The sequence below is a fragment of the Actinomycetota bacterium genome (assembly GCA_014360645.1).
Taxonomy (GTDB): Bacteria; Actinomycetota; Geothermincolia; order Geothermincolales; family RBG-13-55-18; genus Solincola_B.
Window position 1 is genome coordinate 1 of record JACIXD010000010.1, and the last position, 17270, is coordinate 17270.

18 protein-coding genes are annotated in these 17270 nt (G+C 66.9%); 11 read left to right on the plus strand and 7 right to left on the minus strand.

Annotated features, from left to right (window positions below; genetic code table 11):
• The 6 genes from H5T74_09715 to H5T74_09740 all read left to right on the plus strand — a co-directional run.
• On the plus strand, window positions 1-176 hold a 176-nt coding region (locus tag H5T74_09715; protein MBC7230650.1), incomplete at its 5' end, for a transposase.
• 190 nt (window positions 177-366) lie between these two features.
• Complete coding sequence (locus H5T74_09720) at window positions 367-1566, plus strand: alpha/beta fold hydrolase (protein ID MBC7230651.1); 1200 nt, start codon at window positions 367-369, stop codon at window positions 1564-1566.
• A gap of 333 nt (window positions 1567-1899) precedes the next feature.
• Window positions 1900-2064, plus strand: a complete 165-nt coding sequence (locus H5T74_09725) for a hypothetical protein (GenBank protein ID MBC7230652.1) — start codon at window positions 1900-1902, stop codon at window positions 2062-2064.
• A 28-nt stretch (window positions 2065-2092) separates the two neighbouring features.
• Window positions 2093-2206: a hypothetical protein gene (locus H5T74_09730; GenBank protein ID MBC7230653.1), complete on the plus strand. Its 114-nt coding sequence runs from the start codon at window positions 2093-2095 to the stop codon at window positions 2204-2206.
• Window positions 2190-2813 carry an ATP-binding protein gene (locus H5T74_09735; protein ID MBC7230654.1) on the plus strand — a complete coding sequence of 208 codons (624 nt, stop codon included), beginning with the start codon at window positions 2190-2192 and terminating at the stop codon, window positions 2811-2813. The genes H5T74_09730 and H5T74_09735 overlap by 17 nt, the downstream gene beginning before the upstream one ends.
• Window positions 2814-2978: 165 nt before the next feature.
• The gene (locus tag H5T74_09740) at window positions 2979-3230 is read left to right on the plus strand and encodes a hypothetical protein (GenBank protein ID MBC7230655.1); all 252 of its coding nucleotides are present in this window, start codon (window positions 2979-2981) and stop codon (window positions 3228-3230) included.
• 230 nt (window positions 3231-3460) lie between these two features.
• Here H5T74_09740 and H5T74_09745 read toward each other — a convergent pair whose 3' ends face one another.
• From H5T74_09745 to xth, 7 genes are all read right to left on the minus strand, one after another.
• Window positions 3461-4648, minus strand: a complete 1188-nt coding sequence (locus tag H5T74_09745; GenBank protein ID MBC7230656.1) for an FAD-dependent monooxygenase — start codon at window positions 4646-4648, stop codon at window positions 3461-3463.
• A gap of 387 nt (window positions 4649-5035) precedes the next feature.
• On the minus strand, window positions 5036-6169 hold the full coding sequence (locus H5T74_09750) for a hypothetical protein (protein MBC7230657.1): 1134 nt from the start codon (window positions 6167-6169) through the stop codon (window positions 5036-5038).
• 185 nt (window positions 6170-6354) lie between these two features.
• On the minus strand, window positions 6355-6981 hold the full coding sequence (locus H5T74_09755) for a cobalamin B12-binding domain-containing protein (protein ID MBC7230658.1): 627 nt from the start codon (window positions 6979-6981) through the stop codon (window positions 6355-6357).
• A 136-nt stretch (window positions 6982-7117) separates the two neighbouring features.
• The gene (locus H5T74_09760; GenBank protein ID MBC7230659.1) at window positions 7118-7816 is read right to left on the minus strand and encodes a cobalamin B12-binding domain-containing protein; all 699 of its coding nucleotides are present in this window, start codon (window positions 7814-7816) and stop codon (window positions 7118-7120) included.
• A 36-nt stretch (window positions 7817-7852) separates the two neighbouring features.
• A complete protein-coding gene (locus tag H5T74_09765; protein MBC7230660.1) occupies window positions 7853-8599 on the minus strand; it encodes a GntR family transcriptional regulator in 747 nt (248 codons plus the stop codon).
• Window positions 8600-9056: 457 nt separating this feature from the next.
• Window positions 9057-9374, minus strand: a complete 318-nt coding sequence (locus H5T74_09770; protein MBC7230661.1) for a hypothetical protein — start codon at window positions 9372-9374, stop codon at window positions 9057-9059.
• Between the two features lie 16 nt (window positions 9375-9390).
• Window positions 9391-10164 (minus strand): exodeoxyribonuclease III, encoded by a 774-nt coding sequence (gene xth, locus H5T74_09775; protein MBC7230662.1) that lies wholly within the window; start codon window positions 10162-10164, stop codon window positions 9391-9393.
• A 783-nt stretch (window positions 10165-10947) separates the two neighbouring features.
• Here xth and H5T74_09780 point away from each other — a divergent pair.
• From H5T74_09780 to galK, 5 genes are all read left to right on the plus strand, one after another.
• Window positions 10948-12939 (plus strand): PAS domain S-box protein, encoded by a 1992-nt coding sequence (locus H5T74_09780; GenBank protein MBC7230663.1) that lies wholly within the window; start codon window positions 10948-10950, stop codon window positions 12937-12939.
• A gap of 166 nt (window positions 12940-13105) precedes the next feature.
• Window positions 13106-13855, plus strand: coding sequence for a flavodoxin family protein (locus H5T74_09785; GenBank protein MBC7230664.1), 750 nt, complete (start codon window positions 13106-13108; stop codon window positions 13853-13855).
• Between the two features lie 176 nt (window positions 13856-14031).
• On the plus strand, window positions 14032-14718 hold the full coding sequence (gene sfsA / locus H5T74_09790; GenBank protein MBC7230665.1) for a DNA/RNA nuclease SfsA: 687 nt from the start codon (window positions 14032-14034) through the stop codon (window positions 14716-14718).
• A 302-nt stretch (window positions 14719-15020) separates the two neighbouring features.
• On the plus strand, window positions 15021-16022 hold the full coding sequence (gene galT / locus H5T74_09795; protein MBC7230666.1) for a galactose-1-phosphate uridylyltransferase: 1002 nt from the start codon (window positions 15021-15023) through the stop codon (window positions 16020-16022).
• Window positions 15991-17235, plus strand: coding sequence for a galactokinase (gene galK, locus H5T74_09800; GenBank protein MBC7230667.1), 1245 nt, complete (start codon window positions 15991-15993; stop codon window positions 17233-17235). The genes galT and galK overlap by 32 nt, the downstream gene beginning before the upstream one ends.
• Window positions 17236-17270 lie beyond the last annotated feature (35 nt).

The following is a 17270-nucleotide window of genomic DNA, read 5'->3' on the forward strand; positions in this document are numbered from 1 at the left end:
TCTGGGCCTTCCGGGAGGGTTACACCGTAGAGGAGTTGAACGAGATCCTCGATGAGTGGAATCACCTGTACAATTACGAAAGACCCCACCAGAGCTTGGGGTATCTTACGCCCATGGAATTTCTCAAAAGATGGAGTGAAGGAAGCGAGGATAGGGCTTATGTGTCCACGATGTAGTGAACCAGCACATGGTCTTGAGATTCCGGAGATGAAGGAGTAGATTATCAATACGTCTCAAGTTGGCCGGTTTTCAAGTGGTGATTCGTGGCCGGTTTTAAGTGCCGAGTGACAGTGCGCGGGGGCGGGGGAGATGTCCCATGTCCGGGGCTGACCCCATGTCTGGTACGGGGATGAGAAGGAGGTAAAGATGGCTTACCGCGTTACGATGCGAAGGTTTTTTCTGCTCGCGGTACCCACCCTGGGGGGCGCGGCGCTGTGGCGCATAGCCGTTGAGCCCATGCCACGCGAGGACACAGGCTGCACGGCCTCTCTGGACACGCGGACGGAGACAGCGGTGACCGCCGACGGCATCGAGCTGAGGATGAAGCGCTACGCCAGGGAGGGAGCGCAGCCGGTACTCCTGGTCCACGGCTTCTTCGGGAACGGGCTGGAGTTCGATGTGCCCCACCGCGGGCACAACCTGGCCCTCTATCTGGCCGAGCACGGTTATGACGTCTGGATCTCCAGCTTCCGGGGATGCGGGAGAGAGCCCTACCGCTGCGGGGTGGGCGACTGGCGCCACAGCGTGGACCACCTCGCCGCCCTGGACGCCCCCGCCCTGGTGGACAGGATCAGGGAGTCCACGGGACGGCGCCCGATATGGATAGGCCACAGCATGGGAGGCATGGTCCTCTACATGTACCTGCAGGGTGTGAAATCCGCGGGAGGGGGCGGTGAGCTGCGCGTGTCCCTCGACCCCGAGGTGGCGGAGGAGCGCAACCGGGCCGTCCTGGGAGGGATAACCATCGGCAGCCCGCCCGGACTGCACCGCGGCGGCGGGGACTGGATAAGGGACCTCGAGCGAATGCCCTTCTTTCGCGCCCTCGCCGGGGCCCTCCTGCGCTGGCTCGCCGTCCAGGACCGGCTGTCCCCTCGCGTGCCGGCCAGCCGCATCGGAGAGATGGTGACCCGCTTCCCGCGCCTGGGGAGGGTGCTGGCGGTGCGGGGACCCGTCGCACGTTTCCTCTACAACGCGGACAACGTGGACCCCGACGCGGGATGGAGCCTGCTGAAGTGGGCCTCCGACAACGTGACCGCGCGCATGGCCGCGCAGATCGTCGCCCTCGCCAGGGACCCCGATTTCCGCGACTTCCACCGCGAGGTGAACTACACCGCCCACATGCAGGCCATCACCGCCCCCCTCTTCTTCATCACCGGCACGAAAGATTTCGTGGGGGACGAGAACGTGCGCCTGGACGCCTATGAGAAGGTGTCGTCTCAACCCAGGCGCTTCCAGTGCTACCGGGACTACGGGCACACCGACCTGGTGATGGGGAAACGCGTATGCGAAGAGGTCTACCCGGACATACTCTCCTGGATCGAGGAGCTATGCTCCCGGGGGAGGTAGCGTGCCCGGCCTCGATTCCGCTTTCTCCTCTCGCAGCCCGGAGTGTTCGGCCACCAGGATAGGGCGATGGAGGATTCCCTTCCTTGAGGGCATCAGACTCGGCTCAGGGAGATGATGCCCCACATCCCGACCGGCTCCACCACGCTGCAGAGCCCAGCCATTTCGAATACAATTACGTCATATTGTCATTATATTAAGAAAAACAATTACAGCGCGATGTCGCCGTGAGATCGCTCAACGGCCGTCCCGGGGCGCACCCCGACCTGGCGCCGGTCAGATAGGGGTCGCTTTGGTCATATGCACCTTCGAGCGGTGATCGGCTCAGGGTCCGAGTTGAGCGTTGTTAGGCTGGCGGGGGGATACGCGTTGGATATCTATTCCTTCAACCCCTGGTGGAGGACGGGCGGGGTGGATGCAGCCCTGGCCGGAAGAAGACGCCGGATCCTGAAAGATGTCCTCTCCTTCCTAGACCTCCGCCAGATGCAGATCCTTTTTTAGTCCACGCAGGGCCGGAAAGACGACCTTGATGTTCCAGCTCATCGACGAGCTGTTGAAGAGGAAGGTCCCTCCCTTCCACATCCTCTATTTTTTCCTTCGACGAGAGCAAGAGCAGCATCGAGGACTTGCTGGGCGCACATGAAGAGAGCGTGCTCGGCAGCCGCTTGTCCGAAGCGGGGCGCATATTCCTTTTCCTCGACGAGATACAGAAGCTCCCCGAATGGGCGGAAAAGATGAAAGTCCTCTATGATATGCATCCCCGGGTGAAGGTCTTCCTTTCGGGCTCCGCTTCTCCGGCCCTGGCCAGAGGAAGCAAGGAAAGCCTGGTCGGACGCTTCTTTGAATTCCGCATCGAGCCGCTTGATTTCGATGAATACCTGGGATTCACGGGCCTGGAGATCGACCGCAGGCGGGAGAAGGTATATGAGATGGAAATCAAGCGGGGCCTTCGGCACCATGCCCTCACCGGGGGTTTTATCGAAGCCCTGAGACTCGACGACCTGCAGAGGAGAAGATATTTCCGCGAAAGCCTGCTGGAACGCGTGATATTCAGGGATATTCCCGAGCAGTTTTCCGTGAGATCCACGGACTTGCCTTATCGCATGATGTCCATCTTCTGCGAGCACCCGGGGTTGCTGCTGGATTACAAAAACCTGGCAAGCGACCTGGGATACGACCAGAGGACCATCGCAGCACATGTTTCCTGCCTGGAGTATTCCCTTCTGGTGAAAAAGCTGTTCAATTATTAACCCGATCGTCTTACCAGTGAGAAGAAAGCCAGGAAACTCTATCCAACCAGTACCGCCTTCACGGCTGCCCTGTCGGGAGAAAGCGGTTTCGCAAGGCTAGCGGAGCAGTACTTCGCGAATACGCTCAAGGCGCATTTTTTCTGGCGTTCGCCTCAGAAAGACGAGGTGGACCTGGTGCTATCCCTGGACGATGAGGTCATTCCCGTAGAGATAAAGATGCGTGCGGACATCAAGGCAAGAGACGCCAGGTCCCTTTTCAAGTTCATGGCCAGATACGGAATCCCCAGGGGGCTTATGATTTCCCTCGATTCGGAGACGAGCTTCGACGACGGTGTAAGAAAGGTGGAGGTGATTCCTTACTGGAGGTATTGGACCATCAGAAGATGGATCGGCCACCTGCTGACACGCGGTACATGAAGCCATTTCGCATGGTAAATTCCCATGCAGGGAGCATGAATCCCGCACGAGGCACGAGTCCGTCTCGGACGCTTCCGTCGCTATCCAGCGCGCGACACGCCAAGCCTGGATGTGGCGGACGATATTCGAACCGGCCCGCCGTTGCGCGAGGTTCGTACGAGGAAATGACCGGGGTCCTCTCCTCGGTATGAAAACGCGGCGTGAGCGGGCAGCCGTCCGGATGCTGCATGTCAGGCGCGGAAATCGTAGGATCCACGCAGGAGGCGGCGCAGGGCGGTCTCCAGCGCCTCCCGGTTGAGGCCGGGCGCCACGCCCCCTCCCCGCTGCCAGGCCAGCACTCCCCGCAGGAAGCGTGCCTTCTCACCCAGCGAAAGGCGCCCCAGGGCGCGCCTGAGTTCGGGCCTCACTCCCCCGCGCAGCAGGGTGAGAAGGGACCACTCCCGCGCCGTGCGCTCCCGGTCGGCCGCGGTGGCCGCGCGGTAGAGGGCGCCGGGCGCCGACCTCCCGCACTCCGCCGCGGCCAGCCCCGCCAGCCGGCCTGTGGAGAGGGCGGAGGAGATGCCCTCCCCCAGGGAGTTCATGAACCCGGCCGCCTCCCCAGCCACCAGAACGCGCCCGGTCCCCAGGCAGAAGCGGTTGATGGCGGCGGGGAAGACGGCGCGGCACCCCAGGGTCATGACCGCCTCGCGGGAGCGGAACCCGAAATCCCTGCGCAGCATGGCCAGGAAGGCCGCGCGGGTGGGGCCGATCCGCTCCCCCCGCCGCACGGAGGTGTCCACCACCATGAGGTCGTCCTTGAAATAGCAGGCGGGGTAGACGCCGTACGCCGCGTCCATGAAGACGTGAAACACCCCTGGCTCCAGTTCCGTCTCGCAGCGGTGGTACTCGTGGCGGACGCAGATGTAGGGAGCGCCTTCGGGGAACCAGGGGTCGATCCTCCTCGTCACCATGGAGAGGCCTCCGTCCGCGGCGACGAGCGCCCTGGCGGTCAGCCTGCTCTGCCGGCCGTCCCGGACGCAGAGCACCTCCACCCGGTCGGACCATTCGCAGAAATCGACCAGCCTGGCCCCGTCCCATACCTCCGCTCCCGACGACTCGCACAGCCAGCGGTCGAAACGGTCGCGCCAAACGCTGAGCCCGTTCTCCTCCACCTCCAGGCGGAAGCCGCGATCGAGGTAGAGATTGATCCCGCGCACCTCGGAGGGGCGGCACATGACCTCCGCGGGGACGGGGGGGTAATGGGCTTGCAGGAACTCCCTCGCCTCCTTGAAGAGATACCCGGCGCAGGGCTTCAGGCGCGGCATCCTCTTCTTCTCCAGCAGGAGCACGCGCAGCCCGCCCTCCTTCGCAGCCTTCGCCGCCGCCGCTCCTGCGGGCCCACCTCCCACCACTACCAGGTCATAGTCGAATCCCCTCATCAAGGCTCCCTCCCCTCGCTGCGGAGCCCGCCCGGCGGCGCGCCCCGGGAAAGGCCGTGTATCGAGATGGCCGGCCGCTACCTCTGCCCCCGGCTTCCCCCGAACCGCACTGGGACACGCCGGCGGCCGGCCTTTTTTCGCGGGGAAACGTTTTCGCGCCCGGCTGCATGAAGCCACCTCAATCTACCACATCGCGGCGTGGCGCGTCTCCTCTTCCGCCCGCCGCCACGGAAGACCCCTCGGTGTTCTCCGGCCATGGCGCGCCCCCTTTCGAAACGCGGTGCCGGCCCCGGCGCTCCAGGGGACTCGTCCCCGCCCGTGAGCTGCAGAGGCCGCAAGCCCGCGCTCTCTGCCTTCTCCTCCACGGTCGCCGTCATGACCCGTGCCTCAGGGGCGGTACCTGTGCACCGACGCCAGCATGGTCCTGACGTTCTCCGGCCTGGCGTCCGCGGGTATGGTGCACCCGGAGCTGAGGATGAATCCCCCGTCCGCGCCCACCTCGGTGATCAGCCTGCGGCAATACTCGTCCACCTCCTCCGGGTCGCCCAGCTTGAGCAAGGCGGCGGGGACGTCCCCCATGATGCACATGTGGTCCCCCAGGACCTCCTTGGCCTTGAAGATGTCCGAGGCGCCGTCGAGGTTGAGGATGCACTTTCCCCGGGGCAGGTTCTTGAGGTAGGGGAAGAAGGCCGTCCAGTCGCTGTCGAAATGCAGCAGCGGGGTCACTCCCCTGCGCACCCAGAACTCGCACATCTCCTGCCACTCCGGGAGGGCGAATTCCTCGAACTGCCGGGGGCTGAGGCAGGAGGCGCTGGTGCGGGTGCCTCCCATGAACACCCGCTTGAGGCCGCTCATCCTCACCATCGCCGCTCCCTGCATCTGCATGGTCTTCATGAGGGCGCGGCTGGCGGCCTTGACCTCCTCGGGACGGCGGAACAGATCGAGGACGAAGTCGTTGAAGGAGCGCATGAAGAGGGAGATGTATTCCATGGGGGTGAAGACGATGTTGAAGGCCACCATGGACTCCACCCCCCTGCGCTGCCAGCGCCTCATGGACGACCGCACCTTCATGATGTCCGTCCCCGCCTGAGCGAAGACCTTGAGCATCCCTACGGGGTTCCCCAGCTCCGGGGTGCTTAGCTTCATCTTGTCCAGGATCCAGCGCAGGGGGCCGCGCTCCGCGATGAGGCGGTATTCCTCGGGCTCCATCACCGCCTTCTCCACGAACTGGAACTGCGCGTCCGCGGGCACTCCCCGCACGCCGGGCATGACTGGCGGGTTGGGGAAGATGAGCTGCATGATGCGCCCCAGTCCCGCGTAGGAGAGGTTCTGTCCGTCCACGCCGCCCAGGTCCCGCAGGGTCCTCTCCAGCGCCGCGTCCGCCTTCCCGATGTCGAAGAGCATCTCGTGCTGGGTGATGCCCGCGTAACGGGCGGCAAAAAAGTCCAGGATGGGAACCACCGGCACGCGATCCGGCTTCCCCAGGCGAACGGCGGTCTCGATGCGTTCGCGCGCGTCCATCTTCAACATCCTTCCTCTCTTGCCAGCCGGGCCTCGGCCGCCCGGCACCGCTTGACGTCTCGAACCGCTCACGGTCGACTTCCAGGACCTGCCATCACCTCGCGCCGCCCCCGCCTTGGTCCTGCCCGGCGGCAGCGAAAGGGAGGGTGCGCTCGCGAGCCCGCTTTCCTTGATGCTCGGCTAGCTCATGCTCCCAGGTAGAGGCTCGCTAGCCTCACCGCCTGGGCGGCGTCCGCGCCGAAGGCGTCGGCCCCAGCGTATTCCACCACCTTCTCGTTCACCGGGCCGCCGCCGAGGATGACCTTCACCCCGTCGCGCAGGCCGGCCTCCGCCACCGCCTCCACCGTCTCCTTCATGGAATCGAAGGCCAGGGTGAGCAGCCCCGAGAGCGCCAGCAGGCGCGCGCCCGTCTCCTCGAGCTTCCGCACGAAGGCGGCGGGCTCGACATCGACCCCCAGGTCGTGGACCTCGAACCCCTCGCAGCGCAGCAGGGTGGAGACGATGTTCTTCCCTATGTCGTGGATGTCACCCTTCACGGTGCCGATGACCACCGCGCCTTTTCCCGCCTCCTTGCCCGCCTGCAGGTGGGGCTCGATGAGCGCCACCGCCTCCTTGAAGATCTCGGCGGACATGATCAGCTCGGAGAGAAAGTACTCGCCGGCCTCGAAACGCCTTCCCACCTCGGACATCCCCTCCCTCAGGCCTTCCACCAGGGAGAGAGGATCGCCGCCCTCCTCCAGGGCCGCGCGTACCTCCGCCAGCGCCTCATCCTCCCTGAGCTCCGCCAGCAACACAGCGAGGGTCTCGCCCATGCGTTCACTCCTTTCCTTGCTCTCCTCACCCGTGCCCGCACACCCTGTACCCCGCGGAGCAGCGGGAGTGATGGCCGCTTCCTCTCGTCCTCGTCGCCGTGTCGTGACCGGACGCGCCGCCGGGGCGCGCCGGGGCTCACCTCGCCTCGGACGCTACGCCGTAGAAGGCCCTCGCGAACTCCAGCGCATCGCACGCCTCCCGTCCCCAGGCGTCGGCGCCCGCGAACTCGCATACCTTTCCCGTCACCGCCCCGCCCCCCAGCATGATCCTCACCCTCTCCCTGCAGCCGGCGCGCTCGAAGCCCCACACCGTCTCGCGCATGGCCTCGTAGGCGGGCGTGATGAGGGCGCTCATCCCCACCACCCGGGCTCCGCTCTTCTCCGCCGCCTCCACGAAACGCCAGGGCGCGACGTTCACCCCCAGGTCGATGACCTCGAAACCCGAGCAGCGCAGGAGGGAGCACACGATGTCCTTGCCGATATCGTGGACGTCCCCCAGCGGCGTCCCCATGACCACCCTGAGGTCCGACCCCCGCGCCCGCGTGCCCTGCAGGGCCCGGTCGACGAGGGCACCTATCTCGCTGAAGATCTCGCCCGACATGATCAGCCCGCTCAGGTAGTACTCATGCCTCTGGTAACGCCTCCCGACCTCGTCCATGCCCCGGCGGGCGGCCTCGACCACCCGCAACGGGTCCGCGCCCGCCGCCAGCATCTCCTCCGCCGCAGCCAGGGCCTCCTCCTCCCTCAGGCCAGATATGGCGAGGAGGAGCCTCTCCTCGGCGCAGCTTTCCCCGGCTTCCGCCCCGGGCGCCTGGATTTCCTTCACCAGGCGCAAGGCACGCCTCCTTCTCTCCATCCCTTCCTCACATCCTCACGTAGAACGGCACAGGGAACGGAATACGAACCTGTCTCCCCGGTAGATCATCCATCCCCATGCCACCCTGCGGTCATTGGCCGTCCACACCAGCTGTTCCATGCAGAAGGCGGGGGTCCCTTTCCGCGACGCCAGGACCTCCGCCTCGCGCGGGCCGAGCACGGTGGCGGAGAGGCTCAGCTCCGCCCTGACCGGCATCAGCGCGGGACAGCGTGAGAAGAGGTCGGCGGTGGTCCCCTGCCCGAGTTCCGCTTCCAGCAGGGGCAAAGATGGGTCGTAGAGGAGGTATTTACGGTCGAAGGCCAGGGGCTCTCCCGCGTCCTCGAGGATCCTCTCCAGATAGACGACCCGCTCCCCTTCCTCGATGCCCAGCCTCGCGGCCGGCGTCTTCCCGGCCTCTACCAGCGCGGCTTTGAGCAGGCGCACGGACGCGGAGACCCCCCGGTTCCGCATCTCCTCCTGAAAATCGGGGATGAGGAAAACGCCTCCGTCCGTCCTGGGGCCGACGACGAAAGTGCCCCTGCCCCTCTCGCGGCGGAGCATCCCTTCCTCCACCAGCAGGGCGATGGCCCGCCGCACGGTCATACGGCTGAGGTTGAACCTCTCGCACAGCTCGACCTCCGGGTCCAGGCGGTCGCCGGGTCGAAGTTCGCCGTCTATGATCCGGCCGCGCAGGATACGTGCGAGCCGGAAATAGGCGGGGGCTTCAGCGTCATCGACCGCCTTTTCCCATGCCATGCCCATGCCAGTTCCCATCCTCAGGTCAATAGACAGTTTATAGTATATATGTTCATTTAATGTCTATACATTTATACTACGAGGGGTTAGGGGGGTCAATACCTCCGCGGGGACTCCCGAAGATGCTCCTTCCCCGACGGGCGCGGGCGATCCATACGGGCACCGCGAAAGGGTCTCCGGGGAATCGGTTACGGCGGAACCGAACCTTCCGCCCGGGGTCATCGACACGGCGAAAGACCGGCCCGGCCCTCCTCGAAACGGGCCGGTAGCGATGGCGGCGGCCGGATGCTGCGCCGGGGTGCGGATGCCCCGCAAGTCCGGCGGGAGCGTGAAGCGCAACGGGATATGGCGGCGGCCGGATGCGTTGTCGGGTCACGGATACGGCATGAGCTCCCCGTTCCTTGAACGCAATAACGCGATGCACCCGCGACGCCGGTTGATGGGGTACCGCGTCATGGGCTCCCTATTCCCCGGCGTCTCCTTTTGTTTCCGCCTCCGCATCCGCTATCCAGGCGGAGAGGGCCTCCACGATCCTTTTCGCCTGCTCCACGCTGGAGATGTTGAACTTGGCCTGCTGGCGGTACTCGTCGTTCATCTTGCGGTAACGCCGGATGGTGAAACGGTCCGGGCCGTAGTCGCCCTTTGTTTGCTCCCACTGGCGGTAGCGGAAGATCACCGTGGCCCAGGCGCCGCGCGAGAGCACCACCCTATCCAGCTCCCGCACCACCTGGACCCCTTCCTCCTCGTAGTTGATGGTGATGTCGTCGATGTCCGAGAACAAGCCCTCCTCCTTCCGCTCACCATGCCAGCTCGATGCCGATGGGGCAGTGGTCGGAGCCCGTGACCTCCGGCAGGATGCAGGCGGCCTTCACCCTGTCCCGCAGCTCGTCGCTGACGAAGAAATAGTCTATCCTCCAGCCGATGTTCCTCTCCCTCGCCCTGGTCTTAAGGTCCCACCAGGTGTAATGCCCCGGCTCCCGGTTGAACATGCGGAAGGTGTCAGAGTAACCATGCGCCACGAACTTGTCCAGCCAGGCCCTCTCCTCGGGAAGGAAGCCCGACACCTTGCTGTTCTCTTTGGGCCGCGCCAGGTCGATCTCCCGGTGCGCGGTGTTAAAATCGCCGCAGGCTATGATCCCCTTTCCCTTTCTCCTCAGCGCCTCGGCGTGGTCCAGGAAAGCGTCGTAGAACTCCATCTTGAACCTGAGGCGTTCCCTGGACTGCTTGCCGTTGGGGAAATAGACGTTGAAGAGGATGAATTCGCCGTAGTCGGCGATGAGCGTTCGGCCTTCGGCGTCGAACCTGGGGATGCCGAAGCCGCTCCTCACCGCGAGGGGCTCGGGCCTGGAGTACAGGGCCACGCCGCTGTAACCCCTGCGCTCAGCGGCGGAAAAGAAGACGTGGTAGCCGTCCACCTCGCGCAGCTCCCGCGGCACCTGTTCCTCCGCCGCCTTGGTCTCCTGAACGCAGAGGATGTCCGGCCTGCGGGAGAGGAACCAGTCGAGAAAACCCTTGGAGTGGGCCGCTCGCAGCCCGTTCACGTTCCAAGAGAAAAGGGTCATCCTGCCCATACCGCCTGCCTTACCGCACCCATCGCCGGCGCCTCCCGGCCCACCGGACCGGTTCGGAAGCGGAGCCCGGCCCTGCCCGGCCCTGCCGCGGGTGGACCGGCGCGAGCGCGCCGCCATGGGCGTTCGCCGGCGCTCACCCGCCGCCGCTTACCGTGATATTTCCTATGATATTCCACTGCTCCCCGCGGGGAAACCCGCCGCCGGCCCGCACGCTTCTTCCGGCGTCCCGGCTCCCGGCATGCCCGCCCGGAAATCCCGCTGGAAACCCTTCACGGGCAAGCCCTCACCCGCGCACGGGACCTTCCCATCCGTCCCGGAGGTCTTCGTTTTCCGCCTGCTCCTCTCCTTCCCCCCGCCGCGGCGCCGGGACGGCGGCGAGAAGAGGGGTAGCGGGCGGGACAAGGGGGTAGAATCATGATTGAGGGTCAAAACCGCGGCTTCGCGTCGGGGCTGCGGCGGCGGAACACGGTGCGGGGGATGTATGTCCGGCCGGCATGGGGGACACGGGGCACGTCGATCCCCGGCATGATGGCAGCCGGTGCGGGAGAGCCTCATATCGGGGCCCGGACGGTGAGCGGACTCCGCCGCAGCGGGGACGAGCGGTCGCGGGCGGAGACCCCGGACTGGAGCGCGGCCCATGGAGGAAATACCCGGAAGAGAAGACGCGCGGCCGGACGGGGCGAGACACTCGCCCAGAGAGGGCTCCGGCAAGAGGAGCGGAACGGGACCGCCGCGCGGGGGACATCCGGGACACGATGTCTCCAGGGCAAGGGGGGCGACACGGTGTTGCGTAACGCGGACGGAGAGGCGGGATCCGAGGGCGGCGGCGGGCTTTTCCGGGCCATCGCGGACGGAGCGAAGGACGCCTTTATCTTAGTGGACGACCGGGGAGCCATCGTCTACATGAACCCCTCGGGAGAGGAGCTCCTCGGTTACGCCGCGGAAGAGGTGAAGGGCCGTTCCCTGCACGAGCTGCTCATCCCGGAAAGGTACCGCGAAGGCGCCGCGAAGGCCTTCGAGGCCATGGCAAGGGGCGGCGGCGAGGGCGTCTCGGGCGGCGTGCGCGAGTTCACCGCCCTGCGCAGGAACGGCGTCGAGTTCCCCCTGGAGGTGTCCGTGTCCTCCTGCTCCCTGGAGGGGCGCAGGTATTATTTCGCCATCTGCCGCGACCTGAGCGAGCGCAAGCGCCTGGAGAAGGAACTCCACGGCTATCGCGACCACCTGGAGGCGCTGGTGAAGAGCCGCACCCAGCGCCTGCGGGAGATGGCCGAGCATTACCGCTCCCTGGTGGAGACCTCACCGGACTGCATCGTCCTCACCGACCTGGGGGGCGAGATCCTCATGATCAATCGCTCCGGAGTGCGGCTCTTCGGGTACGAAAAGGCCGAGGAGATGCTGGGGAGGAGCGTGCTGGACTTATTCCCCCCCGAGGAAAGGCAGCGGGCCAGGGCCTCCATGCGCACGCGGGCGGAGGGGGAGTCGGTGAGGAACGACGTCTACGAGCTTCTGCGCAGGGACGGCTCGCGTTTCCACGCCGAGGTCAGCGCCTCGCTGATGCGGGACGCGGAGGGAAAGCCGGTGGGGTTCGTGAGCGTGACGCGCGACATCAGCGACCGCAGGCGCGCCGAGGAACGGCTGCGGAAGATAAACCGCTGTTTCCTGGGACTGGGCCCCGATCCGCTGGAGAACATGCAGCGCCTCGCGCAGACCGCCCGTGAGGTACTGGAGGCCGATATGGCAAGATATACCAGGAAATACGAAGAGGGCGTTCTGTCCTTCTCTACCCTCCGCCCCGGGGAAGGGTTCGCCGCCGTGGATGGTCCGGCGGACCACCTCTGTTCCCGGCTCCTCTCCACCGGCATGGCGGGCCCTCTGACCACCGCGGACCTGGACCCGGAAGCCCTGGCGGGAGACCCCGACGTGAGGGAGCGCGGCCTGCGCTCCTGCCTGCTGCACCCTGTGCGCGCGCACGGGGAGACGGTGGGCTGCCTGACCGTGATGTGCGCCGGGGAACGCGCCTTCTCTTCTCTGGAAAAAGATACCATAGCCGCCATCTCCCGCGCGCTGGGCATCGAGGAGGAGCGCTTCGCCTACGAGGAGAGCCTGCGCGACTTCGTGGACGTCGCCTCCCACGAGCTGAGGCACCCGGTGGCGCTGCTGGCGGGGTTCGCCGAGACCCTGGCGGAGAGCGGCGAGGAGATGGACGGCGCCACGCGCCGGGAGGTGGCCGGGGCCATCAGTCAGGCCTCCCAGCGCCACACCGCCATCGCCAGGGACCTGCTGGAGGTATCCCTCGCGGAACGGGACCGCTTCTCCATCCACAGGTCGCAGGGGAACCTGGCCGCGCTGGTGGAGGCCGCGGCACGGGAGATGCGGGAACGCCTGCCGTGCGCCGCGGTGACCACGAGGTCCGCGGAAGACCTCGGTCCTCTCTCCTTCGACGCGGAGAGGATACGGAGCCTGCTGGTCATCCTCGTGGAGAACGCCCATAAGTTCGCTCCCCCGGGGTCGGACATCGAGGTGAGCGTGGAGGCGGGGGATGGGGGCGCCCTGGTATCGGTCATGGACCGGGGAGTGGGGATAGCGGAGGAGCACCGGCAACGCATCTTCGAGCGTTTCTACCAGGTGGAGGAGGCGCAGCACCATTCCCGCCCCGGCCTGGGGCTGGGCCTTTACCTCGCCCGGCGCATCGTGGAGGCCCACGGCGGCCGCATCTGGCACGAACCCCGGGACGGAGGGGGTTCCGTCTTCCGCTTCACCCTCCCCGCGCCGTAGCCCCGACGGCGCTCGCGCGCCGCGGGGACGTTCTTCTGGGCGAGGCCGCGGGCCGGCACGGGGCGCCCGGCCCCCCCCGCCCCATGACCCGGAACCCCGCCGGGAAGTATAATCACGCCCGTGGAGACCCTGTCGCAAAAAGAGGGGGCCGAGAGAGGGAGGTCACATGGTGGACGGCTCGGTTAAGTACGTGCTGGCGTTCAATTCCAGCCCTCGCAGGGAGAAGGGCTTCACCGCCATGGTGCTGGAGCGCTTTATGTCCGGAGCCGCATCGGCGGGGGCGGAGACGGAGACGGTGTACCTGGCGGAGAAGAAGATAGCCGACTGTCTGGGGTGTACCTGGTGCTGGTTCAAGACCCCCGAGGTATGCCGCCACAAGGACGATGTGCCGGAGCTGCACCGCAAGATGCTCCGCGCCGACGTGCTGGTATACGCCACCCCGCTCTACATCTGCACTATGAGCGCGGTCATGAAACGCTTCCTGGACCGTATCATGCCCCTGGCCGAACCCTACCAGGAATACCGCGACGGCGTGTGCAGCCACCCCCACGAACACCGGCGCGACCGGGAGACGCGCACCGTCCTCGTCTCCACCTGCGGCTTCCCGGGACTGAGGAACTTCGACCCCCTGGTCTTCACCTTTGAACGCATAGCGGAGGTGGGGGGAGGCACCCTGCACGCCTCCATCCTCTTCCCCTCCTCGGTGCTGCTGGCGCGCGACCCCTGCCCTGCCGCGGAGCAGCTCGAATACGTCTTCCGCGCCGGCCGGGAGGTGGTGGGGGAGGGCATCCGCGAGGAGACCGTGGAAGGCTACAGCCGCCCCTTCGTGGACCCCGGGGAATACGTGGACGAGCTCAACGCCGTATTCCGTACGCTGCGCGAGAACGCGGCCCGCCGGGGGAAGGACGCGACCTGAGCGAGGCGCCGGGGATAGCGGGGGCGATTCCCCGTGGAAGCCTGGGGCGGGCCGAGGAGTCTCCGCGGCAGGCCATGCCCCCTGGGAACAGGCGCCGGCGGCGCTCCCGGGGAGGAAGGCGGCACGGAGAGGACGGCGAGGCCGGGGCCTGGTAAGGAAGAGAGGTTCGCGCGGCCGTGGACATCGGAGAGTTCGTGGAAGCCCGTTTCCTGGAGCGGCCCAACCGCTTCCTGGCCCTGGTGGAGCGGGACGGCCGCCGGGAGGAGGCCCACGTGCCCGATCCCGGTCGTCTCTCGGAGCTGCTCCTGCCCGGGGCGAGGGTGAGGCTGCGGCGGTCGGCGGGGAAGGGGAGACGGACCGCCTGGGACATGATCGGCGTGGAGTGCCCGCAGGGCTGGGTCAACATCGACTCCCGGCTCCCCAACCTCCTCTTTGCGGAGGCGCTCAAGGAGGGGCGCCTGGCGGAATTCCCCCCGCCGTGCGAGCTGCACCCCGAATACCCCTTCGGTGCCAGCCGGCTTGATTTCCTGGTGGAGTGCGGCGGCCCTCCCTGCCTGGTGGAGGTGAAGGGTTGCACCTTGGTGGTGGAGGGCACGGCGCTCTTCCCGGACGCCCCCACCGCGAGGGGCTCACGCCACCTGGAAGAGCTTTCCGGCTCCCTTTCACGGGGCTACCGGGCTTGCGTGGTGCTGGTGGTGAAGCACCCCGGTGGGGAGGTCTTCAGGCCCAACCACGAGACGGACCCTCTCTTCGCCTCCACGCTGCGGCGCGCGGCCGCCGCGGGCGTCGAGGTGCTGGCCTACCTCGCTCCCTGGAGGGGAAGGGAGATTAGCATCGAGAGGCGCCTGCCGGTCATCACCTGAAGCGGTCCGGCCGGAGAGAAGGCGAGCCGCATCTCGCGGCCTGTTCCGTGCCGGGCGCCTCCGCCGTCATGCGGCCCGCGGCGCAAGGCGCGCCTGTCTCATCGTACTTCGAGCCCGCGGATAAGCCGTGCTTCCGCCGCAGGCGAGGATCGAGGGCACCGTCCCCTCACGACCTTCTCTCACCATATATAATCAAGGCGGCATCGGCGGGACGAGGCTTTTAGGAGAGGCGGGACAGCCATGGAGTCGAGGCGGGACCCGTTGTGGACGGACCCGAGGGTTTCCGGCGAGGTGACACGGTCATGGAATTGAGGTGGGACCCTCTGCTCAGGACCTGGGTGATGATGGCGGCGAGCCGCCAGGAGAGGCCGTTTCTGCCCGAGGGGCAGTGCCCCTTCTGCCCCGGTTCCGGGAAGGTGCCCGACTCCTACGACATCCTGGCCTACGACAACGATTTCCCCGCCCTGGTCCTGGATCCCCCCGCCCCCGATATCGCGGGCGACGACCTGATCCCGGTGCGGCCCAGCCTCGGGAAATGCGAGGTGACCCTGTATTCCCCCCGCCACGAGGTCACCCTCCCGGGACTGCCACCGGAAAACGTGGTGCGCCTGGTGGAACACTGGCGGGAGCGCTACCGCGAGCTGGGGGAGATCCCGGGCGTGGAGTACGTGTTCATCTTCGAGAACCGGGGGGAGGCGGTGGGGGTGACCATCCATCACCCTCACGGCCAGATATACGCCTATCCCTTCGTCCCCCTGCGCGTGCGGGCGGAGTTGGAGTCGTCCCTGGCTCACCGCGAGGAACGGGGCAGTTGCCTCATCTGCGACATCCTCCGGCACGAAAGCGCGGATGGCCGGCGCATGGTGCACCGGGGAGACGGGTTCACCGCCTTCGTGCCGCCGTGGGCGCAGTACGGCTACGACGTCATGGTGGTCTCCGACCGCCACCTAGGGTCCCTCACCGACCTCGACGCGGGCGAGGTAAGGGGGCTAGCGGAGGCCATAAGGTGCGTGGCCGGCGGATACGACTCCCTCTTCGGCTTCACCTTCCCCTACATGATGTGCATGCACCAGGTCCCCACCGACGGCGGGGACCATTCCCACTATCATTTCCACGTGGAGTTCTATCCTCCCATGCGCGACCGCGACAAGCTCAAATACAGCGCCTCCTCCGAGACCGGCGCCTGGGCGCACATCAACACCACCGTACCCGAGGAGAAGGCCGCCGAGCTCAGGGCGGCGGTGGAGCGCTACCGCTCGGGGCAGGGGAGGGATGAAAGGGCGGAGAGCGGGAAGGGGCGCTGAGGCGGAAGGCGGAGGCGGCATCGAGGGAAGCAGGGGGAAGATGCTGGACGAGCGCGATATCCAGGAACGCCGCGAGGAGTTCGCGTCGCTCTTCGGCCCCGGTGAGCCGCCGCGCCTCTACTTCGCTCCTGGCCGCGTCAACCTCATCGGAGAGCACACCGACTACAACGGCGGCCTGGTGCTCCCCTTGGCCATCGAGCAGGGGACCTACATGCTGATGCGCCGCGTGGAGGCTCCGCCGGCGCGGCTGCGCTCCGCCGCGGGCGGAGGGGACGCCGCGGTGGACTTCGACCCCGCGTCCATCGCCAGACGCGGAGACTGGGCCGATTACGTCCTCGGGGTCTTCGCCGTGCTCTCGCGCGAGGGGCGCACTCCCCCTCCATTCGAGGCCCTGGTCTTCGGCGACCTCCCCCGCGAGGCCGGCCTTTCCTCCTCCGCCTCCCTGGAGGTGGTAAGCGCCCTGGCCGCGACAGGCCTGGGATACCCCCTGGGTCGCGAGGAGGCGGCGCGCGTCGCCTGGAGGGCCGAGAACGAGTTCGTGGGGGTGCCCTGCGGCATCATGGACCAGTTCGCGGCGGCCCTGGCCGAGGACGGCCACGCCCTGCTGCTGGACTGCCGGAGCGAGGAGTACCGGCAGGTCCCCTTCAACCTGCCGGGCGCCGCGCTGGTGATCGGGCACACGGGGGTGGGACGCACACTCGCGGGCTCCGCCTACCGGGAGCGGAGGGAGGAATGCCGCGCCGCCCTGGCCCTCATCTCCAGGAGGGTGGGCACCAGGGAATACCTGGCGGATGTCACCATGGAGGAGCTGGAGGCGGCGCGCGGCGTGCTTCCCGACACCCTGTACGCGCGCGCAAGGCACGTGGTGGAGGAGCAACGGCGCGTCGTGGAGGCGGCGGCCTGCCTGCGGGAGGGCGATCCCGAGAGGCTGGGCGCCCTGCTCAACGCCTCCCACGCCTCGCTGCGTGACCTCTACCGGGTATCCTCGCCCGAGCTGGACGCCTTGCAGGAGACCTCGCTGCGACGACCCGGGGTGTGGGGATGCCGCATGACCGGGGCGGGCTTCGGGGGATGCGTGGTGGCTCTTTTGGAGAGAGACGCCCTGCCCGCCTACCTCGAAGCGGTGCCGGGACTCTACCGCCGGGCCGCGGGGCGCGAGCCTTTCTTCCTGGTGCTGGAGAGGCCTGCCGCGGGCGCCCGCGCTATCTCCTGACCCCCCGTTCCCCGCAGCTCAAAGAGGCCGGACGT